A 26,019-nucleotide genomic window follows, 5' to 3' on the forward strand; every position below is an offset into this window, starting at 1 on the left:
AATGCGAACTTTGTTCTGATTCGTCACGTTCTGTGACTGAATCCCTCGCTTAACCGGCAGTCGCCGCGTCCAGCGCTGCCGCGACCCCCATGGAAAGGGATGCACATGAGGTTGGGACGAATCGGGGGCGTGGTGTCCGCCATCGCTCTCGCCGCGACCATGACGGCTTGTGGGTCGAGCACGAAGACAGTCGACCAGGAGGCCTCCACCTCCGCGGCTGCCGGCAACGCGGGCGCCATGATCGGCGTCACCATGCCCACCAAGTCCTCCGAGCGCTGGATCCACGACGGTGACAACGTCAAGCAGCAGCTCGAGAAGCTCGGCTACAAGGTCGACCTGCAGTACGCCGAGAACGACATCCCCACGCAGGCCAACCAGATCGAGAACCAGATCACCAAGGGCGCCAAGCTCCTGATCGTGGCCTCGATCGACGGCACCGCGATCACCTCCCAGCTCCAGCAGGCCGCTGACGCGAAGATCCCGGTCATCGCCTACGACCGGCTGATCCGCAACAGCCCGAACGTCGACTACTACGCCACCTTCGACAACTTCAAGGTCGGCGTGCAGCAGGCGACCTCGCTGCTGAAGGGCCTCGGCGTCGAGGACGGCAAGAAGGGCCCGTTCAACGTCGAGCTGTTCGGCGGCTCGCCCGACGACAACAACGCCACCTTCTTCTGGGAGGGCGCGATGTCGGTGCTGAAGCCGAAGCTCGACGACGGCACCCTGAAGGTCGTGAGCGGCCAGACCGACTTCAAGACCGCCGCCATCCTCCGCTGGGACCCCGCCACCGCGCAGAAGCGCATGGAGGACCTCCTCACCAAGTCCTACACCGGTGGCACCAAGGTCGACGGCGTGCTGTCGCCGTACGACGGCCTGTCCATCGGCATCCTGTCGGCGCTGAAGAGCTCCGGCTACGGCACCAGCGGCCAGCCCTACCCGATCGTGACCGGCCAGGACGCCGAGCTCGCCTCGGTCAAGTCGATCATAGCTGACGAGCAGTACTCGACCATCTTCAAGGACACCCGCAAGCTCGCCGAGCAGACGGTGAAGATGGCCGACTCCGTGCTCAAGGGCGCCCAGCCCGAGGTGAACAACACCAAGGACTACGACAACGGCAACAAGGTCGTTCCTTCGTACCTGCTCGACCCGGTGATCGTCGACAAGTCCAACTACAAGGAAGTCATCATCGGCGGCAACTACTACACCGAGGACCAGCTCAAGTAAGGGCCTGCCCCCGGGGATGCCACCGCGTCCCCGGGGCTCTCCCTGAGCGAGGGGCATATGACCGAGCACATCTTGCGGATGAGCGGGATCACCAAGACGTTCCCCGGTGTCAAGGCGCTGCAGGACGTCAACCTGTCGGTCCGGCAGGGCGAGATCCACGCCATCTGCGGCGAGAACGGCGCCGGCAAGTCGACGCTGATGAAGGTGCTGTCCGGGGTCTACCCGCACGGCGACTACGAGGGCGAGATCTTCTTCGAGGGTCAGAGATGCGAGTTCGGCAGCATCCGCGACAGCGAGCACGCCGGCATCGTCATCATCCACCAGGAGCTGGCGCTGAGCCCTCAGCTGTCGATCGCGGAGAACATCTTCCTCGGCAACGAGCGCGCCAAACGCGGGATCATCGACTGGAACCGCACCAACTACGAGGCCGCCGAGCTGATGAAGCGGGTCGGCCTGCGCGAGAACCCGACCACGCCGATCTCCGACATCGGCGTCGGCAAGCAGCAGCTCGTGGAGATCGCCAAGGCGCTGTCGAAAGAGGTGAAGCTCCTCATCCTCGACGAGCCCACCGCGGCGCTCAACGACGACGACTCCGCTCACCTGCTGGACCTGCTGCGCGGGCTGCGGGACGCGGGCATCACGTGCGTGATCATCTCCCACAAGCTGAACGAGGTGATCGCGATCGCCGACTCCGTCACGATCATCCGTGACGGCCGGACGATCGAGACGCTCGACATGGCCAGCGACCACGTGACGGAGGACCGCATCATCTCCGGCATGGTCGGCCGCGCCCTCGACAACCGCTTCCCGCCGCACGAGCCGACGGTCGGCGAGGAGGCGCTGCGGATCGAGGACTGGACGGTCTACAGTCCCAGCCAGCCGGACCGCAAGGTCGTCGACGGGGCATCGCTGACGCTGCGCCGGGGGGAGATCGTCGGGCTCGCGGGCCTGATGGGCGCCGGGCGCACCGAGCTGGCGATGAGCGTGTTCGGGCGGGCGTACGGCGTGCACATCTCCGGCAAGATCTTCAAGGACGGCAAACCGATCGAGATCCGCCACGTGCAGGACGCGATCAGGCACGGCATCGCCTACGCCTCCGAGGACCGCAAGCGCTACGGGCTCAACCTCATCGAGGACATCAAGCGCAACATCAGCGCGGCCGGGCTCAAGGGCCTGGCCAAGCGCGGCTGGGTCAACGAGAACGAGGAATACCGGGTCGCCGAAGAGTTCCACAAGAGCATGAACATCAAGGCGCCCAGCGTCAACAGCGTCGTGGGCAAGCTGAGCGGCGGCAACCAGCAGAAGGTCGTGCTGTCCAAGTGGATCATGACCGAGCCGGACGTGCTCATCCTCGACGAGCCGACCCGCGGCATCGACGTCGGTGCCAAGTACGAGATCTACACGATCATCAACCACCTCGCTGACCAGGGCAAGGCCGTGCTGGTGATCTCAAGTGAGTTGCCTGAGCTGCTTGGCCTGTGCGACCGCATCTACACACTCTCCGAAGGTCGCATCACCGGCGAGGTTCCCCGCCAGGAGGCCACCCAGGAAAGCCTCATGCACCTCATGACCAAGGGACAGGAGTAGCTCTGATGAGCGAGCGAAGCGAGCGAACTATCAAACACAGCCAGACGCTGCTCATGCGCCTGACGAAGGCGGGCGCATGAGCAGCGTCACGCCTGCCGACGTGGAGGTCGGCGCCAAGGGCGACGGGGGAGCGCCACGGCAGCCGGGCCGGGTGTCGCTCGGCGGAATTTCGCTCAACCTGCGATCGAGCGGTATCTACATCGCGTTCGCGGCGATCGTCGTGTTGTTCACGGTGCTGACCGACGGCGCCATGCTGCAGCCGCAGAACATCTCGAACATCATCGTCCAGAACTCCTACGTCCTGATCCTCGCGATCGGGATGATCCTGATCATCATCGCCGGGCACATCGACCTGTCGGTCGGCTCGGTGGTGGCGGTCACGGGAGCGCTGGCGGCGGTGCTCATGGTCAACATGGGCTGGCCATGGCCGCTGGCCCTGCTGGCCACGCTGGTGGCGGGCGCCCTCATCGGGGCCTGGCAGGGGTACTGGATCGCGTACTTCGGGATCCCGGCCTTCATCGTGACGCTGGCCGGCATGCTGCTGTTCCGGGCGCTGACGCTGACCGTGCTCGGCAACCAGGGCATCGGCCCGTTCCCGGACCAGGTCCGTACGCTGGCCAACGGCTTCACCGACGGCTATCTCGGCAACATCGGCCTCGGCCCGCTCGGCGGCGCCGACCTGTTCAGCCTGCTGATCGGCGTCGTCGCGATCGTCGGCATGTTCACCTCCCAGTGGCGCACCAGGAACGCCCGCCAGGGTTACGGCCAGTCGGTCGAGCCCATGGCGCTGTTCGTGCTGAAGATGCTGGCCGGTGCCGCGCTGATCCTCTTCCTGGTCATCCAGCTCGCCCGGTTCAAGAACCTGCCGTGGGTGCTGGTGCTGCTGGCGATCCTCGTGCTGGCGTACTCGATGATGGCCAACCGCACGGTCTTCGGCCGGCAGATCTACGCCATCGGCGGCAACCTCCAGGCGGCCGTCATGTCCGGCGTGAAGGTCAAGTCGGTGGTCTTCTGGATCTTCGTGAACATGGGCGTGCTGTCGGCCATCGCCGGCATCATCTTCGCCGGCCGGCTCAACCAGGCGGGTCCGACGGCGGGCAACAGCTTCGAGCTGGACGCCATCGCCGCGGCCTTCATCGGTGGCGCGGCGGTGCAGGGCGGCGTCGGCAAGGTCGTCGGCGCCATCACCGGCGGTCTGATCATGGCGGTCATCAACAACGGCATGTCCCTGATCGGCTCGCCCAGTGAGCGGGTCATGCTCGTCAAGGGCGCCGTCCTGCTCGCCGCCGTGGCGTTCGACGTGTGGACGAAGCGCAGGGCGGGAGCTTCGCGCTAGTAAGATCCCCGGAGCCCAGCGAAAGGAGAGACCGTGACGACGCCCAGACGCCGCATGCCGGTCATGGCCGACGTGGCCAAGGAGGCGGGCGTGTCGCATCAGACGGTCTCCCGGGTGCTCAACGACCACCCGAACGTCCGGGCCGACACCCGCGCCCGGGTGGAGGAGGCGATCACCCGGCTGGGCTACCGCCGCAACCTGGTCGCCCGCGCCCTGGTCACCAAGCGCTCGAGGACCCTCGGCGTGGTCAGCTTCGACACCACGCTGTACGGTCCGGCCAGCACCATCTACGGCATCGAGCAGGCGGCCAGGACCGCCGGCTACTTCGTCAGCATCGTCAGCCTCAAGTCGATCGACGCGGCCAGCGTGGGCGACGCCATCGACTACCTCGCCGAGCAGGGCGTTGACGGGGTGGTCGTGGTGGCGCCGCAGCGCTCGGCCGCGCGGGCCCTGGAGAACCTGCCGACCGGCCTGCCGGCGGTGGCGGTCGAGGGCACGCACAGCGCCGACGTCTCGGTGGTGTGCATCGACCAGGTGGAGGGCGCCAAGCTCGCCACCCGGCACCTGCTCGACCAGGGCCACGAGACGGTCTGGCACGTCAGCGGCCCGGCCGACTGGCTGGAGACCCAGGGCCGGGTCGACGGCTGGCGGGCCGCTCTGGAGGAGGCCGGCCGGCCGGTGCCCGAGCCGCTGGCCGGCGACTGGAGCCCGCGCGCCGGTTACGAGGCGGGCAAGAGCCTGGCCGCGATGGACGGCGTCACGGCCGTCTTCGCGGCCAACGACCAGATGGCGCTCGGCGTGCTGCGCGCCCTGTCGGAGATGGGGGTGCGGGTTCCCGGCCAGATCAGCGTGGTCGGCTTCGACGACATCCCCGAGTCGGAGTTCTTCTCGCCGCCGCTCACGACGGTCAGGCAGGATTTCGACGTGGTGGGCCGGCACTGCATCGAGGTGCTGCTGCGGCAGATCGACGTGGGACCCACCGCGTACGAGCGCCTGGTCGTCCGGCCCAGCTTCGTCGTCAGGGCCAGCACGGCCCCAGTTAGGTAGATGCTGTCAGGTAGATGATTGGCATGCCCCCGGAAACTCCCTGGAGTTCAATGTGAACGCTAACAAATACGTGGTCGGAGTGGACTTCGGCACGCTCTCAGGGCGTGCCGTCGTCGTACGTGTGAGCGACGGCGCCGAGCTGGGCAGCGCCGTCCACGAGTACGCCAACCGCGTCATCGAGCACACTCTTCCCGGCACGGACGTGCGGCTCGGCCCCGACTGGGCCCTGCAGTCGCCGCAGGACTGGATCGACGTGCTGAAGGTCGCCGTGCCCCAGGCGATCGCCGCCGCGGGCGTGCGCCCCGAGGAGATCGTCGGCATCGGCACCGACTTCACCGCCTGCACCGTCCTGCCCACCACGGCCGACGGCACCCCGCTCTGCTTCGAGACGCCCGCCGAGCCGCACGCCTGGCCCAAGCTGTGGAAGCACCACGCCGCCCAGCCGCACGCCGACCGGATCAACGAGACGGCCGCGCGCCGGGGCGAGAGCTGGCTGCCGCGCTACGGCGGCAAGATCTCCTCCGAGTGGGAGTTCGCCAAGGGGTTGCAGGTCCTGGAGGAGGCCCCCGAGGTCTACGCCAGGGCCGAGCGCTGGATCGAGGCCGCCGACTGGATCATCTGGCAGCTCACCGGCGTCGAGAGCCGCAACATCTGCACGGTCGGCTACAAGGGCGTCTTCCAGGACGGGAGCTACCCGTCGGCGGAATACCTCGCCGAGCTCAACCCGGGCTTCGCCGGATTCGTCGGCAAGCTCGCCACCGGTGCGGTCGGCGACGACGTCAACGGCGTCAAGCTGGCCCCGCTGGGCGGCCTCGCCGGGCGGGTGACGGCCCGGGCCGCCGAGTGGACCGGCATCCCCGAGGGCGTCGCCGTGGCCGTCGGCAACGTGGACGCGCACGTCACGGCCGCCGCCGCGGACGCCGTCCGGCCCGGCCAGATGGTGGCCATCATGGGCACCTCCACCTGCCACATCATGCCCAGCGACCAGCTCGCCGAGGTGCCGGGGATGTGCGGCGTGGTCCAGGACGGCATCGTGCCCGGCCTGTGGGGCTACGAGGCCGGCCAGTCGGCCGTCGGCGACATCTTCGCCTGGTACGTGGACAACTTCGGCACCGACGGGCACGAGCAGCTCACGGCGCTGGCCGAGAAGCAGGCCGTGGGCCAGCACGGACTGGTCGCGCTCGACTGGTTCGGCGGCAACCGCTCGGTGCTGGTCGACCACAACCTCTCCGGGGTGATCGTCGGCCAGACCCTGGCCACCAGGCCCGAGGACGTCTACCGGGCCCTCATCGAGTCCACCGCGTACGGCGCCCGCATGATCGTGGAGACGTTCGAGAAGTCGGGCGTGCCGGTCGAGGAGTTCGTGGTCGCCGGCGGCCTGCTGAAGAACCCCTTCCTCATGCAGGTCTACGCCGACGTGCTGCGCCGCCCGCTGTCGGTCATCGGCTCCGACCAGGGGCCCGCGCTCGGCTCGGCCATCCACGCGGCCGTCGCCGCCGGGTCCTACCCCTCGATCGAGGAGGCGGCCGCGGCCATGGGCAAGCGCACCGAGAACGCGTACGTGCCCGACGCGGCCCGCGCCGACGCCTACGACCGGCTCTACGCCGAGTACCGCAGGCTCCACGACTTCTTCGGGGACGGACGGATGTTGCACACGCTGCGCGCGATCAGGAACGAGGCACAGGCTTGATGGACACGAGGAAGATCGTCGCTGACCTGCACGCCGAGCTGGTCCGCTACAACCTGGTGGTCTGGACGGCCGGTAACGTCTCCGGCCGGGTCCCGGGCGAGGACCTGTTCGTCATCAAGCCCTCCGGGGTCTCCTACGACGAGCTGACGCCGGAGAACATGGTCGTGTGCGACCTCGACGGCAACCTGGTGGAGGGCGAGCACTCGCCGTCCAGCGACACGGCCGCGCACGCGTACGTCTACCGCAACATGCCCGAGGTCGGCGGCGTCGTGCACACCCACTCCACCTACGCCTCCGCCTGGGCCGCCCGCGGCGAGGCCATCCCGTGCGTGCTGACCGCGATGGCCGACGAGTTCGGCGGCGAGATCCCGATCGGGCCGTTCGCCCTCATCGGCGACGACTCGATCGGCCAGGGCATCGTCGAGACGCTCAAGGGTCACCGCTCCAAGGCGGTCCTGATGCGGAACCACGGCGTGTTCAGCATCGGCAAGGACGCCAAGGCCGCCGTGAAGGCCGCCGTGATGTGCGAGGACGTCGCGCGTACGGTGCACGTGGCCCGCCAGCTCGGCGACCCGCTGCCCATCGCGCAGGACGACATCGACCGCCTGTACGACCGCTATCAGAACGTCTACGGACAGAGGAGCCCGCGTTGAACATCTGGTTTCTGACCGGCAGCCAGGGACTGTACGGCGAGGACACGCTGCGCCAGGTGGCGGAGCAGTCCCAGCGGATCGCCGAGCAGCTCCCCATGCCGGTGGAGTGGAAGCCCGTCCTGACCGACGCCGCGGCCATCCGGCGGGTGATGCTCGAGGCCAACGCCGACGACGAGTGCGCCGGCGTGATCGCGTGGATGCACACGTTCTCCCCGGCCAAGATGTGGATCGCCGGGCTCGACGCGCTGCGCAAGCCGCTGCTCCACCTGCACACGCAGGCCAACGTGGAGCTGCCGTGGAGCTCCATCGACATGGACTTCATGAACCTCAACCAGGCCGCGCACGGCGACCGCGAGTTCGGGCACATCCAGACCCGGCTCGGCGTGCCGCGCAAGACCGTGGCCGGGCACGTCTCCGACCCGTCCGTGGGCGAGCGCATCCTGACCTGGGTGCGGGCCGCCAAGGGCCTGGCCGAGGTGCGCACGCTCAAGCTGGCCCGCTTCGGCGACAACATGCGCGACGTGGCGGTCACCGAGGGCGACAAGGTCGAGGCGCAGCTCCGCTTCGGCGTCTCGGTGAACACCTACGGCGTCAACGACCTGGTCGAGGTCGTGGACGCCGTCCCCGACGCCGACGTGACGGCGCTGGTCAAGGAGTACGCCGAGCAGTACACCGTGGCCCCCGAGCTGCTCGGCGAGCGCAACGACTCGCTGCGCTACGCGGCCCGGATCGAGCTGGGCCTGCGGAGCTTCCTGGAGGCGGGCGGCTTCAAGGCGTTCACCACGAACTTCGAGGACCTCGGCGGCCTGCGCCAGCTCCCCGGCCTGGCCGTGCAGCGGCTCATGGCCGACGGGTACGGCTTCGGCGGCGAGGGCGACTGGAAGACCTCGGTCCTCCTGCGCACCCTCAAGGCCATGGCTGACAAGGGGACGCCCGGCGGCACCTCCTTCATGGAGGACTACACCTACCACCTGACGCCCGGCCAGGAGCTCATCCTGGGCGCGCACATGCTGGAGGTCTGCCCGTCCATCGCGGCCGGCACGCCGTCGTGCGAGATCCACCCGCTGAGCATCGGCGGCCGCGAGGACCCGGTCAGGCTCGTGTTCGACGCCGAGCCCGGCCCCGGCATCGTGGTCGGCCTGGCCGACATGGGCGACCGGTTCCGCCTCGTCGCCAACGAGATCGACATCGTGTCGCCGCCCGAGCCGCTGCCCAAGCTGCCGGTGGCCCGCGCGGTCTGGAGCCCGCGGCCGAACCTGCGCACCTCCACCGAGTCGTGGCTCACCGCCGGCGCGCCGCACCACACGGTGCTGTCCACGGCCGTCGGCCGCGAGGAGCTGACCGACCTGGCCGACGTGCTGGGCGTGGAGCTGGTGGTCATCGACGCCGACACCACGACCGAGCGGTTCACCAAGGAGCTGCGCTGGAACCAGGCGTACTACCGCCTGGCCCAGGGCTTCTAACTCTCGTCCCGAGGTTTCTCGGGGGCGTTCCTGCGCTGCTCCTCGGCGCGCTCGCGGCAGCGGCGCAGGAACTCCTCGTCGTCGTCGGGACTGGTGGCGGCGAAGCGGCCGGGACGGTCGTACTCGGGGAAGGCGCTGGGCCGCGTGACGGCCTGGGTGCGCTCGGGCCGGCCCGCCACCAGCCAGGCGATCGACCCGATCAGCGGGAACAGCAGCACGATCAGCACCCAGCCGATCTTCGGCAGGTTCCGGCAGAGCGGGTCGGGCGTGGTGATCACATCGAAGACGCAGTAGAGCCAGAGAGCGAGCGTGACCAGGCCGAGAACCTGGGACAAGTAGAGCACGGCACACCTCCGGTCAGCGGCACCTGAAACTAGCGGTACCCGCGCGGGCTGACAAGGCGTCGCTGTGGGAAGGTAAGGCCGTGACGCTGACCAATTGGGCTGGAAACACCACATTCCAGGCAAGCAATGTCCATCATCCGACCTCGCTCGACGAGCTCCAGCGGCTCGTCGCGGCCAGTGCCCGGGTGCGGGCACTGGGCAGCGGACACTCCTTCAACCACGTCGCCGACACCACCGGCGATCTCGTGGTGCTGGACCGGATGCCGGACCTGGTGGAGATCGACAGCGCGGCGGCCAAGGTGCGGGTGGGGGCGCGCATGACGTACGCGCGGCTCGCGCCGCTGCTGCACGAGGCCGGGTTCGCGCTGGCGAACATGGCCTCGCTGCCGCACATCTCCGTGGCCGGCTCGGTCGCCACGGGCACGCACGGCTCCGGCGACGGCGTGGCGAGCCTGGCCGCCGCCGTGTCCGGGATCGACCTCGTCACCGCCGACGGCTCGCTGCTGTCGCTCTCGCGCGGGGACGCCGACTTCCCCGGCGCGGTGGTCTCGATCGGCGCCCTCGGCGTCGTCGCCTCGCTGACGCTCGACCTCGTGCCCGCGTTCGAGCTGCGCCAGTACGTCCGCGAGGGCCTGCCGGCGGACGCGCTCGGCGACTTCGACGCGATCATGTCGAGCGGCTACAGCGTCAGCCTCTTCACCGACTACCGCGACACCCGCGTCTGGCTCAAGCGCGCGGAGGAGCTGACCGGCCCCGACTGGTACGGCACCACCCCCGCCGACGCCCCCCGCCACCCCCTGCCCACCATGCCCGCCGACAGCTGCACGGTGCAGATGGGCGTCCCCGGCCCCTGGCACGAGCGGCTCCCGCACTTCCGCCCCGACTTCCCGCCCAGCGGCGCCGGCGACGAGCTGCAGTCGGAGCTGCTGCTGCCCAGGGAGCACGCGGTCAAGGCGCTGCGCGAGCTGTTCGCGATCGGCGACCGCATCCGCCCGGTCCTGCAGATCTCCGAGGTCCGCTCGGTGGCCGCCGACGACCTGTGGCTCAGCCCCTTCCACGGCCGCGACAGCGTGGGCATCCACTTCACCTGGGTGAAGGACGTCGCCGCGGTGACGCCGGTGCTGGAGCTGGTGGAGGAGACGCTGGCGCCGTTCGACCCGCGGCCGCACTGGGGCAAGCTGTTCACCCGGTGGCCCCGGTGCCCCGAGCGGTTCCGCTCGCTGGTGGGGCGGCTCGACCCCGAGGGCAAGTTCTCCAGCGACTTCACGCGGATACTGCTGGGGGAGTAGCGCTCCCCTGAGGGCTTGCGCCCCCGGACGTAGTGGTCCACCGGTCCGGGGGACGATGTGCCGGGCCCGCGCGTCGGACATCGTTGGGGCATGACCGATCACCCGTTCAGGTTCGGCACGGTCGCCGGACAAGCCCCCGACGCCGGCGCGTGGGCCGGCCTGTCCCGCCGGGCGGAGAGCCTCGGCTACTCGACCCTGCTGGTGCCCGACACACTGGGCACGCTGTCGCCGTTCACGGCCGCCGCCGTCGCCGCCACGGCCACGACGACCCTGCGCGTCGGCACGTACGTCCTGAGCGCCCCCAACCGGACGCCGCAGGCCGTGGCGTGGGAGACGGCCACGCTGCACAAGCTCACCGGCGGCCGGTTCGAGCTGGGCCTGGGGGCCGGGCGGCCGGACGCCGAGCGCGACGCGGCCACGCTCGGGGTCAGGTTCGGCACGCCGGGGCAGCGCATCGAGCGGCTCGCGCAGACCATCGACGCCGTCGAGGACGTGCGGGTCCTGGTGGCCGCGGCCGGCACGAAGCTGCTGCGCCTGGCCGCCATGAAGGCCGACACGGTCGCGCTCGGCGTGCCCCCGCACTACACCGAGGAGCAGGTGGCGGCCAAGCTGGACGAGCTGTACGAGCTGGCCGGCGACCGCTTCCACGACCTGGAGCTGGGCATGAACCTGGCGTGCGCCGGGGCGGAGCCCCCGCCGTGGGCCCTGGAGCGCTTCGGCCGCACCGGCACCGGCATCCTCACGGGCACGCCCCAGGAGATGGCCGACACGCTGCTGCGGCGCAGGGACCGCCTCGGGGTCTCCTACGTGTCGGTGAACGCCCAGTTCATGGACGCCTTCGCGCCGGTCGTGGAAAGGCTCGCCGGTACCTGACGCAACCTGACAGGTACGGCTGCCACGATCGTCCCCATGACCGCCAAGGGAACCTTCGACACCGCCAACTGGACTCCCCAGCCGCCCTTCGACGACCGCGACGGCGTCACCCTCGGGCTCGTGACCCTGGACAAGACCTGGTACGGCGACCTGACCGGCACCAGCGTCGTCACCATGACGGTGGCCACCACCCCGGTGGAGACCTCGCGGTCCTACGTGGCCCTGGAGCGCGTCGAGGCGACCCTCGACGGGCGGGCGGGCAGCTTCGTCGTGCAGCATGACGCGGTGAGCGACAAGGGCGAGCAGTCGCTGCGGGTCAGAGTCGTCCCGGACTCGGCGACGGGGGAGTTGCGCGGCCTCCGGGGCGAGATCGGCATCGCCGTCGCCGCCGACGGCACCCACTCGTACACCTTCGACTACACATTCTGAAGTTCGGCGCGACAATCGTGCCATGCCGACAAGTCACTGGGCGTGGGGGCCCGAACCTGGCGAGCCCGAACTGCGGGAGATCGCCCGGTTGTTCAGCGAGCACACGGGGCTGGGCGAACCGGCCTCGTGGGAGCCACCCGTGCCGTTCTCCCCGGCGCTGGTGCCCAGGTCCGGGCTCCCCGTGCCGCCGCTGCCGTTCTGCACGGACGACCCGTACGAGCGGGCCGTGCGCACCTACGGGCAGGCCTACCGCGACCTGATCCGCGCCTACCGGGGCGACTTCGCCAACGCCCCCGACCTGGTGGCGCTGCCCCGGAACGAGGACGAGGTCGCGCAGGTCCTGGAGTGGGCCTCCGACCGGGGCGTGCCGGTGGTGCCCAGGGGCGGCGGCACGAGCGTCGTGGGCGGCGTCGAGGCCCGCTTCGACGGCCCGTCCCTGTGCCTGGACCTCGGCCGCATGAACCGCGTCCTGGAGGTGGACGAGACCTCGCAGGCGGCCCTCGTGGAGGCCGGCGCGACGGGGCCCGGGATCAACGCCGGGCTGCCCGACGGGCTGCAGCTGCGCTTCTTCCCGCAGTCGTACGAGTTCTCCACGCTCGGCGGCTGGATCGCGACCCGGGCCGGCGGGCACTTCGCCACCCTGCACACCCACATCGACGACCTCGTCGAGTCGATCCGGGCCAGCACCCCCGCCGGCGTGTGGGAGTCGCGCCGGGTGCCGGGCTCCGGCGCGGGGCCGTCGCCGGACCGCTGGCTGCTCGGCTCGGAGGGCGCCCTGGGCGTGATCACCCGCGCCTGGGTGCGCGTCCACCGGCGCCCGCAGCACAAGGTCTCGCTGCCGGTGCGGTTCGCGGAGTGGGAGGCCGGGGTGATGGCCGTGCACGACCTGGCGCAGTCGGGCCTGCACCCCGCCAACTGCCGCCTGCTGGACGCCCGGGAGGCCGCGCTGACCTCCGGCGGCGACGGGCGGCAGGCCGTGCTCATCCTCGGCTTCGAGTCGGCCGACCATCCCGTGGACGCGTGGGTGTCGCGGGCCCTGGAGATCGTCTCCTGGCACGGAGGAGCCGCCGGCGAGGCCCGCCAGGACGTCGCGTGGAAGGGCGCGTTCACCCGCATGCCCTACCTGCGCAACGCCTACCCGGGCCTGGGCGTGATCGCCGAGACCGTCGAGACGGCCGTCACCTGGGACCGCTTCCCGGCCCTGCACGAGGCCGTCATGGCGGAAGGGGAGGCCGGGACCACGACGTGCCGCCTGGCCTTCGCCTACCCGGACGGACCCGCGCCGTACTACACGATCGTCGTGCCCGCCGAGAAGGGCGCCGAGCTGGAGCAGTGGGACGACCTCAAGCGCCGCGTCTCCGAGACCGTCCTGCGCATGGGCGGGACGATCACCCATCACCACGCCGTGGGCCGCGACCACCGCCCCTTCTACGACCGGCAGCGGCCCGACCCGTTCGCCCTCGCGCTCAAGGCCGCCAAGGCCGCCCTGGATCCCCGGGGGATCCTCAATCCGGGGGTGCTGATCTGATCCGTTCTTTCCAGTAATGTGCCGACCAGCCGGTATGTAACGGGAGGAGCGCGTCGTGTGGGACCCCGAACTCGCCGAACTGCGGCGCCGCAGGGAGCAGGCCGAGCGCATGGGAGGCGAGGAACGGGTCGCCCGCCAGCACGCGACGGGCCGCCTGACCGTCCGCGAGCGGCTGGCGGCCCTCACCGACAGCTGGCAGGAGGTCGGGGCGCTCACCGGTCACGCGAACGCCGACGGGTTCACGCCGTCCAACGTCATCATCGGGCGGGCCCGGCTGGCCGGGCGCCGCGTCGTCGTGGCGGGGGACGACTTCACCGTACGCGGCGGGGCCGCCGACGCCGCCATCCACGAGAAGCAGGTCCTGGCCGAGCGCATGGCGGGCGAGATGAGGGTGCCGCTCGTCCGGCTGATCGACGGCACGGGCGGCGGGGGCAGCGTCAAGCAGATGGAGGAGTACGGGCGTACGTACGTGCCGGCGAACCCCGGCTGGGACCAGGTGGTGGCCAACCTGGGCCGGGTCCCGGTGGTCGCGCTCGCCCTGGGCCCCGTCGCCGGGCTGGGCGCGGCCCGGCTGGTCACGTCCCACGTCTCGATCATGGTCAAGGAGCTCTCGCAGGTGTTCATCGCGGGCCCGGCCGTGGTGGAGGCGGGGATGGGGGAGAGCGTGGGCAAGGAGGAGCTCGGCGGCTGGCGTACGGTGTCGGCGGCCGGCACGGTCGACCTGGTGGCGGATTCGGAGCCGGAGGCGTTCGAGCTGACCGCGCGGGTGCTGTCGTACCTGCCCCAGAGCGCCTGGCAGCCACCTCCGGTCGGCACGCCCACCGACGCCCCGGACCGGGTCTCGCCCGAGCTGCGCGACATCGTGCCCCGGGACCGCCGCCGCCCCTACGACATGCGCGCGATCCTGGGCCTGGTCTTCGACACGGGCACGGTCATGGAGCTGGGCCGGCGCTTCGCCCCCTCCGTGATCACCGCCCTGGCCCGCCTGGACGGGCACCCGGTGGCGGTCCTGGCCTCGGACCCGAACGTGTACGGCGGCGGCCTCACGGCCCAGGGCTCCGACAAGATGGCCCGCTTCGTCGACCTGGCGGAGACCTTCCACCTGCCGGTCGTCCACCTGGTCGACCAGCCCGGCTTCGTGATCGGCACGGCGGCAGAGCGGGCGGGCACGATCCGGCGGGGCGCCCGCGCCCTGGCGGCCGTCTACCAGTCGACGGTCCCGTGGGCCTCGGTCCTGGTCCGGCGGGTCTTCGGCGTGGCGGGCGCCGCCCACCGGCCCCACGACCGCTACAGCCTGCGCGTGGCCTGGCCCTCCGGCGACTGGGGGTCGCTGCCGATCGAGGGCGGGCTGGAGGTGGCCTTCAAGCGGATGCTGGCCGAGGCGGGCCCGGAGGCGGCCGCGCTGAAGGCCGAGATCGCCGGGCGGCTGGAGGCGGTCAGGTCGCCGTTCAGGACGGCGGAGGCGTTCCTGGTGGAGGACATCATCGACCCGGCGCGCACCCGCCCCGCCCTGACGGAGTGGGTCCACGACGCCTACGCGGTCCTGGACCCCGGCCCGAACCCCGCAGCCCGCCCCTGATCGGCGGGCCTCAGGCGTCCGGGCGGAAGCGGCGGGGCGGGGTGTGGATGTCGAAGCTCAGGCGCGGCTGGGCCAGCACCGAGTGCGGCACCGTGTCCGGGGTGATCAGCCCGAGACGCTCGAAGACGGGGAACCGCGCGGACGTGGCTGCGAGGTGGCGCGGGCGCATCACCGGGTGCCAGATGCTGTACGTGCCCACCCGCCCTCCCCTGCGCCGGTACCAGCCCAGGGTGGGATGGGTGAGCCGCTCCAGCCAGTCGGGCTCGCCCGCGAAGCCGTCGAGGCGGCCGAGCGGCTCGGGCAGTTCGGTCGCCTCACAGCTGGCGTGCCCGGCGCGCAGCCGCCAGCCGGCCGGCGTGGCGGCCCAGTCCGCCTCGATCCGGATGCGGTCGCGGTGCCACGGCATGCCCCACAGGTGGCGCGGGATCGCGACCACCGGGTGGTCGAGCGCGGTGCCGAAGAACCAGACGCCCGGCCGGCCGTACGCGGTGACGTACGCCCGGTAGTTGATCTGCCCGCAGTCGATGCCCACCTGCGGCAGGAAGCGGAAGTGGAAGTCCCGGTCGGTGAAGGCGACGGCGGAGACCAGGGCGCCGGGACCGTCCCCGAAGTCCGCCTTCATCGGGGCGAACCCCCTGGGCAGGTGCCTGGCCAGGGCGTCGGCGTCCACCCGGTAGCTGACGATGGCGAAGTCGTCCAGGTCCGTCCGAGCGTGGTACCAGCGCGGGCGCGGGCGAGGGGTCCCGGCGAACGTCATGGTTCACACCGTATGCCCCGGGAACGGTCGGCGCTGTAGCGTAAAAGTGGTGGCCGCGAGGGTGTGGCCTGTGAAATGGTCGGGTTCTGATGATCCGGTGGACCGAGGCAGGGCAGGAACGATCGGCGATCTGGCGTTCGGCGCTGGACGTGCCGCCGCCAGGGCGCGTCATCGTCGCCGACGACCGGATGAGCGCCGCCACCGCCTACCGCCTGGCCTGCGAGGGCACCGCGCTGCTGTGGCGCGGCGACTTCCACAACGCCCGCCAGCTCCTCGACGCCATGGCCCGGCGCTGCAAGCCGGCCGCCCCGGACAGCGACTTCTACCGCTACCGCCAGGCCCGCTCCCAGCGCGCCCGCACGCTCGGCATGCTGCTCATCCCCTACGCCGAGGGCCACGTGGTGCCGCTGCGCCGGGCGCCGGACGTGCGGCCGGCCTGCGCGGAGGTCTACGGGCCCGACGCCCCGCCCGCGGTCGGCCAGCTCCGCGAGCTGCTCGGCCTGATCGGCGCGCACGAGTGGCGCGAGAAGGGCGTGCACGTCCCGGCGCTCGGCGCCCGCATCCACCCGCACCACGGCGTGTTCTCCCCGATCCGCGGCGAATACGTCGATCTGGTCGCCGAGGCGCCGCTGCCGGACGACCGGCTGGCCTTCGACGTCGGCACCGGCACCGGTGTGCTGGCCGCCGTGCTGGCCAGACGCGGTGTCCGGCACGTCGTGGCCACCGACCTCGACCGCCGGGCCGTCGAGTGCGCCGGTGACAACGTCGCCCGCCTCGGCCTGGACGACCAGGTGGAGGTCGTGCGGACCGACCTGTTCCCGCCGGGGCGGGCGCCCCTGGTCGTCTGCAACCCGCCGTGGCTGCCCGCCAAGCCGTCCTCGCCGCTCGACCACGCCGTCTACGATCCGGGCGGGCGGATGCTGGGCGGTTTCCTGGGCGGGCTGGCCGAGCACCTGGAGCCGGCGGGCGAGGGCTGGCTGATCCTGTCCGACCTGGCCGAGCACCTCGGGCTGCGCACCAGGGCCGAGCTGCTGGAGGCGTTCGAGCGGGCCGGGCTGCGGGTGGCCGCCCGGATGGACGTCGCGCCCCGCCACCGCCGGCCGCGCGACGCGGACGACCCGCTGCACGCGGCCCGCGCCGCCGAGGTGACCTCGCTGTGGCGGCTCAGGCGCTGAACGCCTTGCGGTAGGCCGACGGCGACGTACGCATGGCGCGGGTGAAGTGGTGCCGGAACGTCACCGGGCTCTCGAACCCGACCGCCGCCCCGATCTCCTCCACCGGCGCCGCCGTCGACTCCAGCATCGGCAGGCTGGCGGCCACCCGCTGCGAGATCACCCACCGCAGCGGGCTCGTCCCGGTCTGCCGCTTGAAGTGCCTGATGAACGTGCGCTCCGACATGTGCGCGACCCCGGCCAGGCCGGCGACGGTGATCGGGTCCGTCAGGTGGTCGAGGGCCCACGCCATGGCCCTGGCCACCGCGTCGTCGTCCTCCACCGGCGTGACCGCGGCCTCGATGAACTGCGCCTGGCCGCCCTCCCGGTGCGGCGGGACGACCAGGCGGCGGGCCACGGTGTTGGCCACGCCGGGGCCGTGGTCGCGACGTACGAGGTGGATCAGCAGGTCGAGCCCCGCCGCGCTGCCCGCGCTGGTCAGCACGTCGCCGTCGTCCACGTACAGGACCGAGGGGTTGACCCGGATCTCGGGGTGGCGTTCCTGGAGCAGCTCGGCGTACTTCCAGTGGGTGGTCGCCGCGCGGCCGTCCAGCAGCCCGGCGGCCGCCAGCGCGAACGCGCCCGAGCAGATCGAGACCATGCGCGCGCCGCGCCCGTGCGCCTCCCGCAGCGCGGACACGAGCGGGCCGGAGACGGGTCCCCGCACGTCCGCCACGCCGGGCACGATCACCGTGTCGGCCCCGGCCAGCACGTCGAGCCCGTGGTCCGCCCGCATGGTGAACCCGCCCACGACCCGGAGCGGCTCCGGCGTCTCCGCGCACACCTTGAGGTCGTACCAGGGCGGCTCCAGCTCGGGGCGGGGCAGCCCGAAGATCTCCACCACGCAGCCGAGCTCGAACGGCGCCATGCCGTCGAACGCGAGCACGGCCATCCGGTGTGGCCTGGTCGGCGATGGCAACAGCATGCCCGCATGTTAGCCGCAGCTTTTCAGCGGCAGAGGAGATATATGCACATTTCGGGAGTACAGACCGTTTTGCCCGATCACCGCTACGAGCAGGCGGAGATCACCGAGGCGTTCTCCCGGCTGACCGAGTGCGACGAGGAACTGCTCAGACGATTCCACGCGGCCACCGGGGTGGAGGGCCGTAACCTGGCGCTCCCACTGGCCGACTATGCCAAGCTCGACTCCTTCGCCAGAGCCAACGACGCCTACGTCGAGCAGGCGCTCGAGCTCGGCGAGCAGGCCTTGCGGGGCGCGCTGCGCAAGGCGGACGTGCCCCCGGAGAAGGTCGACCACCTGCTGTTCTGCTCGACCACCGGCCTGGCCACGCCCTCGCTGGACGCCAAGCTGGCCCAGCGGATGGGGCTACGGCCCGACGTGAAACGGGTGCCGGTGTTCGGCCTGGGCTGCGCGGCGGGCGCGGCCGGGCTCTCGCGCCTGCACGACTACCTGCGCGGCTGGCCCGACCACGTCGCCGTGCTGGTCTGCGTGGAGCTGTGCTCGCTGACGATCCAGCGCGACGACACCTCGATCGCGAACCTGGTGGCCAGCGGGCTGTTCGGCGACGGCGCGGCGGCCGTCGTGGCGACCGGACGCGGGCACGGCCCCGAGGTCGTCGCGACCCGCAGCAGGCTCTACCCCGGCACCGAGCACCTCATGGGCTGGGACGTGGGCGACCACGGGTTCCGCATCGTGCTGGACGCGGACCTGACCCATTTCGTGGAGGAGGTGCTGGCGGCCGACATCAAGGCGTTCCTGGCGGACTACGGCCTGACGCCCGATCAGGTGGCCACCTGGGTGTGCCATCCCGGCGGGCCCAAGGTCATCGCCAAGATCGTGGAGACGCTCGGCCTGGCGCCCAAGGCCCTGGACGTGACCTGGCGCTCGCTGCGCGAGTACGGCAACCTGTCGTCGGTCTCGGTGCTCCACGTGCTCCAGGAGACCCGCGGCCGGCCCGGCACTCCGGCCGTGATGATGGCGCTGGGGCCGGGGTTCTCCGCCGAGTTGCTGCTGCTGCACTGGTGACGGCGTACGCGCTGCTGATCGGGCTGGTCGTCCTCGAACGGCTGGCCGAACTCGTCGTGGCCCGGCGCAACCTGGCCTGGGCCAGGTCCCGGGGCGGCGTCGAGTACGGCAGGCGGCACTATCCCTGGATCGTCCTGGCCCACGTGGCGCTCCTGGTCGCCGCGCCGGCCGAGGTCTGGCTGCTCGGCCGCCCCTTCGTGCCCGCGCTCGGCTGGCCCATGCTCGCCGTCGTCGCGCTGGCCCAGGGGCTGCGCTGGTGGTGCGTGGCGACGCTGGGCCGGCAGTGGAACACGCGCGTCGTGGTGGTGCCGGGGATGCCGCTGGTGCGGCGGGGGCCGTACCGGTGGTTGCGGCACCCCAACTACGTGGCCGTGGTGGCCGAGGGGATCGCGCTGCCGCTCGTCCACACGGCCTGGCTGACCGCGCTGGTCTTCACCGTGGCGAACGCGGTGCTGCTCGCCGTGCGGATCCGCGTGGAGGATCGGGCCCTGGCGCTCATCGGGCCGGATCCGGCCGGGAGACCGTGATCTCCGTCAGGCCCTCCGGCGGCTTTCCCGGGTGGAGGCCGGTCAGCAGCGTGCTGACCGTGTAGAGGTGCCAGGCCAGGGCGGGCTTCTGGACCACGGGGTCGGCGAAGAGGGCGCGTACCTGGTCCGGGTGCACGATGGGGGCGAGGGCGTCGAGGCTGCCGATCACCTGCTCGCGCAGCACGTCCGTGAGCGCGGGGCCGGGGCTGGTGCGCCAGCTCCACCCGCCTCCGGTCTTCGCGGTGGGCATGTGCTCGGGCAGGCGCCGGCGCCAGAAGGGCCGGGTCATGCCCTCGGCGAACCGCCACGGTTTCCCCTCGATCGGGACGTCCCGCAGCTTCGGGGCGAATCGCAAAATAAGGGCATAAATCACCTCTTCGGAGAGGCGCCAGCCCTGGTCCAGGCTCAGCGCCGCCCGTACCACGCGGTTGTCCAGGAACGGCCGTACGGGGTCGCCGCGCCGCAGCGCGCCCGCCCGCGCGCTGGCCTGCCAGCGGCCGACCTTGTACCAGATGTAGATGTGGTCCAGCGCCTCCAGCCGGTTCGGCCGGGCCCGCCACGGCCGGGCGAGCTCGCGCGCGTGCTCGTTCGCCTCGGCGGTGAACAGCTTCTCGTCCTTGCGGAAGGTGTTGTCGATGCGCCGCAGCAGCGCCTTGTCGCTCAGGTCGGTCTGGAGCAGGTTCAGGCTGCCCGCGCGCAGCGTCTCGCCACTCTGCCCCGACATGGTGGGCTTGCCGGAGTAGGGGAGGTAACTCACGATCGACTCGTACGCCGAGGTCATCCCCTCGCACGTGCGCAGCGTCTCCCAGGCCCGGCTGAGCGGGTGCTCCACCAGCACCGCGTCCTTCGCGGCGGTCTGCGGCGGGGCGATGACCGTGTGCTCCACCCCCAGCCGGGCCGCGATGCGCCGCGCGATGATCACGTCGGGATGCGTGTCCAGGCCGTTCGTCGTCACCCGGAACGGCACCCGCGCCGCGTGCAGCAGCGCCGCCAGGATGCGGGTGTCCCGCCCGCCGGTCAGCGCCAGGTTCACCGGCTCGTCCAGCTCGCGCAGCGGGGCCACGGTGGCCAGCAGCGCGTCGGCCAGCTCGCCGATCGCCGCCCGCTTGCGCCGCGCCGACGTGGGGGCGGGCGCCGCCTCCGGCAGCGGGGTCTCGGTGATGGCGCGCACGCCGTCCCGCACGACGAGCCGCGAGCTGGGCCGCAGCGCCGAGACCCCCTTGTACGGCGTCTCGTCCGACAGGAAGAACCCCTGCCTGACCATCGTCTGGAGGGCGAGCACGTCGTGCTCCACCCGGTCGTCCGGCCGGGCCGCCAGGTGCACCAGCAGGGCGCGGCTGCCGACCACGTGCAGCTCGGGCGTCTCGGCGTAGAAGACGGGGCAGACCCGGTTGATCGCGGTGCTCGCGGTCAGCTCGCCGTCGCGGGCGATCCAGGCCGAGAAGCAGCCGCCCACGGAGTCGTCGGGGAGCCTGGTCACGTCGGACGGGTCGGCCAGGTGGCCGTTCAGCCCGAGGATCCGGCCGTCGTGCTCGGAGATCAGTGGCGGCTGCCGCGAGTCGTCGGGCTCGTTGGTCCACGCGAACAGCGAGACACCCCGGCCGTGCCATTCGCGGCCGCGAATGACGTCGGGCGGCACGGGAAAGGCCGGTTCGATAACGGATCGAACTCTGTTTAGGACATGGGCGGAAATGTCCTGCCGCTTTGCGGCTATGCCCAAATAGACGCGCACCCCGACATGCCTACCTCAACTACCTCATTTGTCACAACCGATCACGCGTAGATCGCGGTTTGCGCTCGCTTGAGTCACCGGCCAGGCCATCGCGAACCGGCTTCCGTCGTACGACTCGGAGGTGGTTGAGATGAAATTTCGTCTCTTGGCGGTCGGTGTCGGGCTTATAGCCCTTCTCGGATTGGCGGCCTGCGGCGGCGGCAGCAGCGGCGGCGAAAGCGCCACGAGCGGTCAGAAAGCACCCCTGTCAAGTCAGAACGAGCAACCCGCCGTTCCCCGGAAATCATCCAAGCCGGCCCAGGCCGACGCCGAGGGCAAGGACCAGGACGAGAGCGAGCGGGATACGACGACGGCGCAGATCTCCACGTTCGCCCTCGACGTGGACACCGCCTCGTACGGCTACGCCCGCCGTACCCTTCAGGAGGGCCGCTGGCCGGAGCCCGGCGAGATCCGCCCGGAGGAGTGGGTCAACTCCTTCCGGCAGGACTACCCGCAGCCCCCGGACGACGGCTTCGCCGTGCACGTCGACGGCGCGAAGCTGCCGTCGGGCGACGAGGCCGTCATGCGCGTGGGCCTGCAGACCCGCGCGTCCGACGCGGCCGAGCGGCGGCCCGCCAACCTCACGTTCGTGGTGGACGTGTCCGGCTCGATGGCCGAGGCCGGCCGGCTCGACCTGGTCAAGGCGGCGCTGCAGAAACTGCTCACCCAGCTGGCACCCGGCGACCAGGTCTCGATCGTGTCCTTCTCCGACCAGGCCACGGTGCTGGCCTCGATGACCCCGCTGACCGCCAGGAACGAGCTGAGCCACGCGATCGACCAGCTCACCATCGCCGGTGGCACGAACCTGGAGGCCGGGCTGGTCACCGGCTACCAGCAGGCTTCCCAGTCGTTCCGCCCCGCCGCCACGAACCGGGTCATCGTGCTCTCCGACGGCCTGGCCAACCAGGGCAGCACGCAGTGGCAGGCCCTCCTGGACCGGGTCAAGGAGTACGCGGGCAAGCAGGTCACGCTGCTCACGGTGGGCGTCGGCCGCGAGTACGGCGACGAGCTGATGGAGCAGCTCGCCGACAACGGCGACGGCATGGCCGTGTACATCAGCAGCGAGGAGGAGGCCGCCAAGGTCTTCGCCACGCAGTTGCCCGCCAACATCGAGCTGCGGGCACGCGACGCCAAGGCACAGGTCGTCTTCAACCCGGCGGTGGTGGAGAGCTACCGGCTCATCGGGTACGAGAACCGCGCCCTGGCCACGGAGGAGTTCCGGGACGACAGCCGCGACGGTGGCGAGATCGGCCCCGGCCACTCCGTCACCGCCCTGTACTCGATCAAGCTGAAGCCCGGCGCCAACGGCCAGCTCGCCCAGGCCACCGTGCGCTGGCAGGACCCCGACACCAGGGGCGCGTCGGAGGTCAGCGGGTCGCTGCAGTCCGGCGACCTGGCCGCCTCCGTCTGGGACAAGGCACCGATCCGGCTGCAGGTGGACGTCGTGGTGGCGGCGTTCGCGGTGTACATGCGCGACCGCGAGGCGTTCGGGCTGGACCTGCCCACGCTGGGCGAGCACGCCTCCCGGCTGGCCTCCGCCGCCGAGGACCCGATGGTGTCGGAGCTGGCCACGCTCATCGAACGGGCCAAGTCGGTCGGGTGACCCGCGGGGCGGCTCGGCCGGGCCTGGCCGGTCGAGCCGCCCTGTGGGGCTTCGGGCGATTCGCGAGTGTGCATCGGGGGTCGCGAAGTCGGCTACACTCGTACACGAAACAAGGGGCTATGGCGCAGTTGGTAGCGCGCCTCCATGGCATGGAGGAGGTCTGGGGTTCGAATCCCCATAGCTCCACAGGTGTGAAAGAGGGCCGTTCCCGTCATCCGGGGGCGGCCCTTTTCGCATGTGCGGGGGCCGTGGCGCCGCATTGTCGGGTGTTCGCCTGACACGCTCGCGCACCGGTCGTCCGTAGGCTCGCAACCGCTTCTCCGAAAGGTTGCCGATGTCCACCCCGTACCCGCCCTCATCGGGGCCCGCGCCAGCCTGGCCGCCGCAGGGGTTCGGCATGGCCGGGGCAGCGGGCGCGCACCCGGGCGGCTTCCCGCCGCCCGGGGCGCCGGGACCGCATGGAGGTGGCTTTCCGCCGCCCGGAGGGCAGGGCAGGCACGCGGGCGGGCACCGGCCGCCGCCCCGGCGTGGTGGCGGGGGCTCGAAGGGGCCGCTGATCGCCGTGGTGGCCGTGGCCGCCGTCGTGCTGCTCGCCGCCGGTGCGGCGGGGATCTGGTTCTTCCTCCAGAGCAGGCAGCCCGAACCCCCGGCGAGCTCGACGGGGGAGCGGCGCAGAACGGTCACGTCGCCGTCGCCGTCGGCCAAGCCCGTGAAACTGCGGCCGGTCACCGGCGACCAGCTCTGCTCAGCCGTTCCGGACGCCCTCCGCAAGAGCCTGGTCACCGACGGCCGGTACGGCGGGAGGCAGGCGTCCACGCCGGCCGCCACCGAGACCGAGAAGCGGGCCGCCTGCGCGTGGCACAACAGCAAGATGGACGTCGGCGGCGGCGTCCTGGGCCATCGCAGCCTGACCATCGCGGTCGCGGCCCGGAGCCCGGATGGCGGCAGCGCGCTCGACCACGCCAAGGACCGGTTCGAGGCGGACAGGAAGGGCCACGAGCGGCGGGTCAACGTCCGCGACGGCAAGCGGACCGACGGCAGGACCTCCGGCTCGGCCTTCGGCGAGCTCAAGGAGCTCGACCACGGCGACGCGTCCTACAGCCAGAGCTCGATCGGGCACAGCGGGCTCAAGGCCGCCGTGTTCGTCCGCCAGGGGCCCTGGCTGATCCAGGTCGAGTACGGCGGCAGTAACCGCACCGGCGCCAAGTACCCCTCCGGCGACGAGGTCCGGGCCGCGGCCGGGAAGGTCGCCGAGCGGGTCACCGCGGAGATGGCCAAGGCCGCCGGCAAGGTCAAGCTCGACGGGCCGTGCGCGATCCTCACGGCCGCGAACGTCGAGTCGGCGCTCTTCCGCACCGCCGAGGGCCCGTCGGTCGGCGGGAGCGACGGCCGCATCAAGCACACCACCTGCACCTGGCGGATCAGCGAGGAGGTCGCGCACGAGCCCGGCCAGGAGTTCACCGCCAGGGGTGGCGAGCTGCGCGTCCACCTGGTCGACTGGGGCGGCGGCGATTCCGGGGCGAAGTTCCAGTTCGACCGGGAGGCCGCGAAATTCGACCGCTACCGCGCCAAGGGCGGCATCGGCGACACCACCACCCACACGGACTACGAGCCCCGCCGGCAGCTCTCCGGACTCGGCGGGCAGGCGTTCGTCGTGCTCTCCTCGGCCACCAGGCCGGACAAGCCGGACGACAAGCCCATGCGGGAGATCCTGGTCAAGGTGCTGATCGGCGACCGGACGGTCGATTTCACCTTCAGGGGCACGACGGCCGGGGGCGGCGTCGTCGGCGCCGACGGCTACCAGGAGCCGGTCCTCGACCCCGCCGCCGCGGAACGGGCCCTGACCAAGCTGGCCAGGACGTTCGTCACCGGCCTGAAATGAGCCCCCGGCCCCTCAGGGCCTGCCGCCGGCGCCCGCCTGATGGTAATCTCGAACTGGAGTTCGTACACTGGGATCATGACTCCTGTGGAACTGCCCGAGATCTGGAGGCCGCCCATCGTGGAGCACGCGATCCGCGACGGCGCGGCCCGCTACCTGCTCGCCTGGGGCGACGACGCCCAGGGGGCGCGGTGGGGATACCTGCTGTGGCCGCCGACGACGCTGGAAGCGCGCTGGGTGCGCTGGGAGGAAATTCATCCGGTCGCGGGCGAGGACTACAGCGCGGTCCCGATCGCCGACCCCTTCACGTGGGCAGCATTCTCTGACTAAAGTCAGAGAATGGACGGCACGGCGATAAGGCAGGTGCGCCGCTTCCAGCGGACCGTGACGCAGCGGATCGGCGCGCTCAACGACAGGTTCCTGGCCCGGGACCGGCCTCTCGGCCAGTCCCGGGTGCTCTGGGAGATCGGGCCGGAGGGCAGCGAGATCCGCGCCCTGCGGGCCCGGCTCGACCTCGACTCCGGCTACATGAGCAGGCTGCTGCGCTCCCTGGAGGCCGACGGGCTCGTCGTGGTCGAGGGGAGCGGCCCCGACGGCAGGGTGCGCACGGCCCGGCTCACCCCGGCCGGGCTGGCCGAGCGGGAGGAGCTCGACCGGCGCTCCGACGAGGCGGCCGCCGCGATCCTCCAGCCGCTCCCCGCCGACTGCCGCGAGCGCCTGGTGGCCGCGATGGGCGAGGTCGAGCGCCTGCTGGCGGCCTCCATGGTCGCGATCGACGCGCTCGACCCGAGCCATCCCGCCGCCCGGCACTGCATCCGCGCGTACGTCGCCGAGCTGGCCCGCCGCTTCGACGGCGGCTTCGACCCGGAGCGCAGCATCCCGGCGGGCGACGAGGAGTTGCGGCCGCCCGCCGGGATGCTGCTGGTCGCCACGCTGCACGCCGAGCCGGTGGGCTGCGTGGCGCTGAAGCTGCACCCCGGCGACGCCACGGCCGAGATCAAGCGGATGTGGGTCGACCCGGCGACCCGCGGACTGGGGCTGGGTCGCCGGCTGCTCGCCGAGGCCGAGGCGCGCGCGGCCGGGCACGGCGCCCGCACGCTGCGGCTGGAGACGAACCGCGCGCTCACCGAGGCGATCGCCCTCTACCGGGCCTCCGGCTACGCGGAGGTCGCGGCGTTCAACGACGAGCCCTACGCCCACCACTGGTTCGAGAAGCGGCTGTGACCCCACGGTGGACGTCCG

Annotated in this window: 23 protein-coding genes and 1 tRNA gene; 20 read left to right on the forward strand and 4 right to left on the reverse strand. The window is 71.5% G+C overall.

Going from position 1 to position 26,019, the window contains the following annotated elements:
• Positions 1-105: 105 nt before the first annotated feature.
• The 7 genes from chvE (at position 106) to araA (ending at position 9,000) form a co-directional block, all read left to right on the forward strand.
• Positions 106-1,224 (forward strand): multiple monosaccharide ABC transporter substrate-binding protein, encoded by a 1,119-nt coding sequence (gene chvE / locus ACTWPW_RS19655; RefSeq protein ID WP_375115191.1) that lies wholly within the window; start codon positions 106-108, stop codon positions 1,222-1,224.
• 57 nt (positions 1,225-1,281) lie between these two features.
• On the forward strand, positions 1,282-2,811 hold the full coding sequence (mmsA, locus tag ACTWPW_RS19660; RefSeq protein ID WP_375115192.1) for a multiple monosaccharide ABC transporter ATP-binding protein: 1,530 nt from the start codon (positions 1,282-1,284) through the stop codon (positions 2,809-2,811).
• Between the two features lie 76 nt (positions 2,812-2,887).
• Positions 2,888-4,147: a multiple monosaccharide ABC transporter permease gene (gene mmsB, locus ACTWPW_RS19665; RefSeq protein WP_375115193.1), complete on the forward strand. Its 1,260-nt coding sequence runs from the start codon at positions 2,888-2,890 to the stop codon at positions 4,145-4,147.
• Positions 4,148-4,180: 33 nt separating this feature from the next.
• A complete protein-coding gene (locus tag ACTWPW_RS19670; RefSeq protein ID WP_375115194.1) occupies positions 4,181-5,194 on the forward strand; it encodes a LacI family DNA-binding transcriptional regulator in 1,014 nt (337 codons plus the stop codon).
• A 70-nt stretch (positions 5,195-5,264) separates the two neighbouring features.
• On the forward strand, positions 5,265-6,884 hold the full coding sequence (gene araB, locus ACTWPW_RS19675; RefSeq protein WP_443169545.1) for a ribulokinase: 1,620 nt from the start codon (positions 5,265-5,267) through the stop codon (positions 6,882-6,884).
• Positions 6,884-7,537, forward strand: coding sequence for an L-ribulose-5-phosphate 4-epimerase (locus ACTWPW_RS19680; protein WP_443169510.1), 654 nt, complete (start codon positions 6,884-6,886; stop codon positions 7,535-7,537). Before araB ends, ACTWPW_RS19680 begins: the two co-directional genes overlap by 1 nt.
• Positions 7,534-9,000 carry an L-arabinose isomerase gene (araA, locus tag ACTWPW_RS19685; RefSeq protein WP_443169511.1) on the forward strand — a complete coding sequence of 489 codons (1,467 nt, stop codon included), beginning with the start codon at positions 7,534-7,536 and terminating at the stop codon, positions 8,998-9,000. The genes ACTWPW_RS19680 and araA overlap by 4 nt, the downstream gene beginning before the upstream one ends.
• On the opposite strand, the gene ACTWPW_RS19690 is transcribed toward araA, so the two are convergent.
• The gene (locus tag ACTWPW_RS19690; protein WP_375115197.1) at positions 8,997-9,344 is read right to left on the reverse strand and encodes a PLD nuclease N-terminal domain-containing protein; all 348 of its coding nucleotides are present in this window, start codon (positions 9,342-9,344) and stop codon (positions 8,997-8,999) included. The two genes, araA and ACTWPW_RS19690, sit on opposite strands and share 4 nt — an antisense overlap.
• Positions 9,345-9,424: 80 nt before the next feature.
• On the opposite strand from ACTWPW_RS19690, the gene ACTWPW_RS19695 reads away from it, so the two are divergent.
• The 5 genes from ACTWPW_RS19695 to ACTWPW_RS19715 all read left to right on the forward strand — a co-directional run bounded on the left by ACTWPW_RS19695 (position 9,425) and on the right by ACTWPW_RS19715 (position 15,042).
• On the forward strand, positions 9,425-10,633 hold the full coding sequence (locus tag ACTWPW_RS19695) for an FAD-binding protein (protein ID WP_375115198.1): 1,209 nt from the start codon (positions 9,425-9,427) through the stop codon (positions 10,631-10,633).
• Positions 10,634-10,723: 90 nt separating this feature from the next.
• A complete protein-coding gene (locus tag ACTWPW_RS19700) occupies positions 10,724-11,506 on the forward strand; it encodes an LLM class flavin-dependent oxidoreductase (RefSeq protein ID WP_443169512.1) in 783 nt (260 codons plus the stop codon).
• 36 nt (positions 11,507-11,542) lie between these two features.
• The gene (locus tag ACTWPW_RS19705) at positions 11,543-11,935 is read left to right on the forward strand and encodes a DUF3224 domain-containing protein (protein WP_375115200.1); all 393 of its coding nucleotides are present in this window, start codon (positions 11,543-11,545) and stop codon (positions 11,933-11,935) included.
• A gap of 22 nt (positions 11,936-11,957) precedes the next feature.
• Positions 11,958-13,463, forward strand: coding sequence for an FAD-binding oxidoreductase (locus tag ACTWPW_RS19710; protein WP_375115201.1), 1,506 nt, complete (start codon positions 11,958-11,960; stop codon positions 13,461-13,463).
• A 55-nt stretch (positions 13,464-13,518) separates the two neighbouring features.
• Complete coding sequence (locus tag ACTWPW_RS19715) at positions 13,519-15,042, forward strand: acyl-CoA carboxylase subunit beta (protein ID WP_443169513.1); 1,524 nt, start codon at positions 13,519-13,521, stop codon at positions 15,040-15,042.
• 10 nt (positions 15,043-15,052) lie between these two features.
• Here ACTWPW_RS19715 and ACTWPW_RS19720 read toward each other — a convergent pair whose 3' ends face one another.
• Positions 15,053-15,799, reverse strand: a complete 747-nt coding sequence (locus tag ACTWPW_RS19720; protein WP_443169514.1) for a DUF2071 domain-containing protein — start codon at positions 15,797-15,799, stop codon at positions 15,053-15,055.
• Positions 15,800-15,888: 89 nt separating this feature from the next.
• Between ACTWPW_RS19720 and ACTWPW_RS19725 the strand changes: the two genes are divergently transcribed.
• Complete coding sequence (locus ACTWPW_RS19725) at positions 15,889-16,974, forward strand: methyltransferase (protein ID WP_375115204.1); 1,086 nt, start codon at positions 15,889-15,891, stop codon at positions 16,972-16,974.
• Here ACTWPW_RS19725 and ACTWPW_RS19730 read toward each other — a convergent pair.
• Positions 16,964-17,935 carry a helix-turn-helix domain-containing protein gene (locus tag ACTWPW_RS19730; RefSeq protein ID WP_375115205.1) on the reverse strand — a complete coding sequence of 324 codons (972 nt, stop codon included), beginning with the start codon at positions 17,933-17,935 and terminating at the stop codon, positions 16,964-16,966. The two genes, ACTWPW_RS19725 and ACTWPW_RS19730, sit on opposite strands and share 11 nt — an antisense overlap.
• 42 nt (positions 17,936-17,977) lie before the next feature.
• Here ACTWPW_RS19730 and ACTWPW_RS19735 point away from each other — a divergent pair, with 42 nt between their 5' ends.
• Positions 17,978-18,997 (forward strand): type III polyketide synthase, encoded by a 1,020-nt coding sequence (locus tag ACTWPW_RS19735; RefSeq protein ID WP_375115206.1) that lies wholly within the window; start codon positions 17,978-17,980, stop codon positions 18,995-18,997.
• Complete coding sequence (locus tag ACTWPW_RS19740) at positions 18,994-19,524, forward strand: isoprenylcysteine carboxyl methyltransferase family protein (RefSeq protein ID WP_375115207.1); 531 nt, start codon at positions 18,994-18,996, stop codon at positions 19,522-19,524. Before ACTWPW_RS19735 ends, ACTWPW_RS19740 begins: the two co-directional genes overlap by 4 nt.
• Here ACTWPW_RS19740 and ACTWPW_RS19745 read toward each other — a convergent pair.
• Positions 19,493-21,163: an asparagine synthase-related protein gene (locus ACTWPW_RS19745; RefSeq protein ID WP_443169515.1), complete on the reverse strand. Its 1,671-nt coding sequence runs from the start codon at positions 21,161-21,163 to the stop codon at positions 19,493-19,495. The genes ACTWPW_RS19740 and ACTWPW_RS19745 overlap by 32 nt on opposite strands.
• 223 nt (positions 21,164-21,386) lie before the next feature.
• On the opposite strand from ACTWPW_RS19745, the gene ACTWPW_RS19750 reads away from it, so the two are divergent.
• From ACTWPW_RS19750 to ACTWPW_RS19770, 5 genes are all read left to right on the forward strand, one after another.
• Positions 21,387-22,898, forward strand: coding sequence for a YfbK domain-containing protein (locus tag ACTWPW_RS19750; RefSeq protein ID WP_443169516.1), 1,512 nt, complete (start codon positions 21,387-21,389; stop codon positions 22,896-22,898).
• Positions 22,899-23,011: 113 nt separating this feature from the next.
• Positions 23,012-23,084: transfer RNA gene (locus tag ACTWPW_RS19755), tRNA-Ala, on the forward strand.
• Between the two features lie 211 nt (positions 23,085-23,295).
• Entirely contained in the window at positions 23,296-24,780 is a 1,485-nt protein-coding gene (locus ACTWPW_RS19760) for a hypothetical protein (RefSeq protein WP_443169517.1), read from the forward strand.
• A gap of 75 nt (positions 24,781-24,855) precedes the next feature.
• The gene (locus tag ACTWPW_RS19765) at positions 24,856-25,107 is read left to right on the forward strand and encodes a hypothetical protein (RefSeq protein ID WP_375115211.1); all 252 of its coding nucleotides are present in this window, start codon (positions 24,856-24,858) and stop codon (positions 25,105-25,107) included.
• A gap of 9 nt (positions 25,108-25,116) precedes the next feature.
• On the forward strand, positions 25,117-26,001 hold the full coding sequence (locus ACTWPW_RS19770) for a GNAT family N-acetyltransferase (protein ID WP_443169518.1): 885 nt from the start codon (positions 25,117-25,119) through the stop codon (positions 25,999-26,001).
• Positions 26,002-26,019: the final 18 nt, after the last annotated feature.

Origin of the sequence: Nonomuraea sp. KM90, from assembly GCF_052246675.1 — a bacterium.
In the GTDB taxonomy this organism is placed as follows: domain Bacteria; phylum Actinomycetota; class Actinomycetes; order Streptosporangiales; family Streptosporangiaceae; genus Nonomuraea.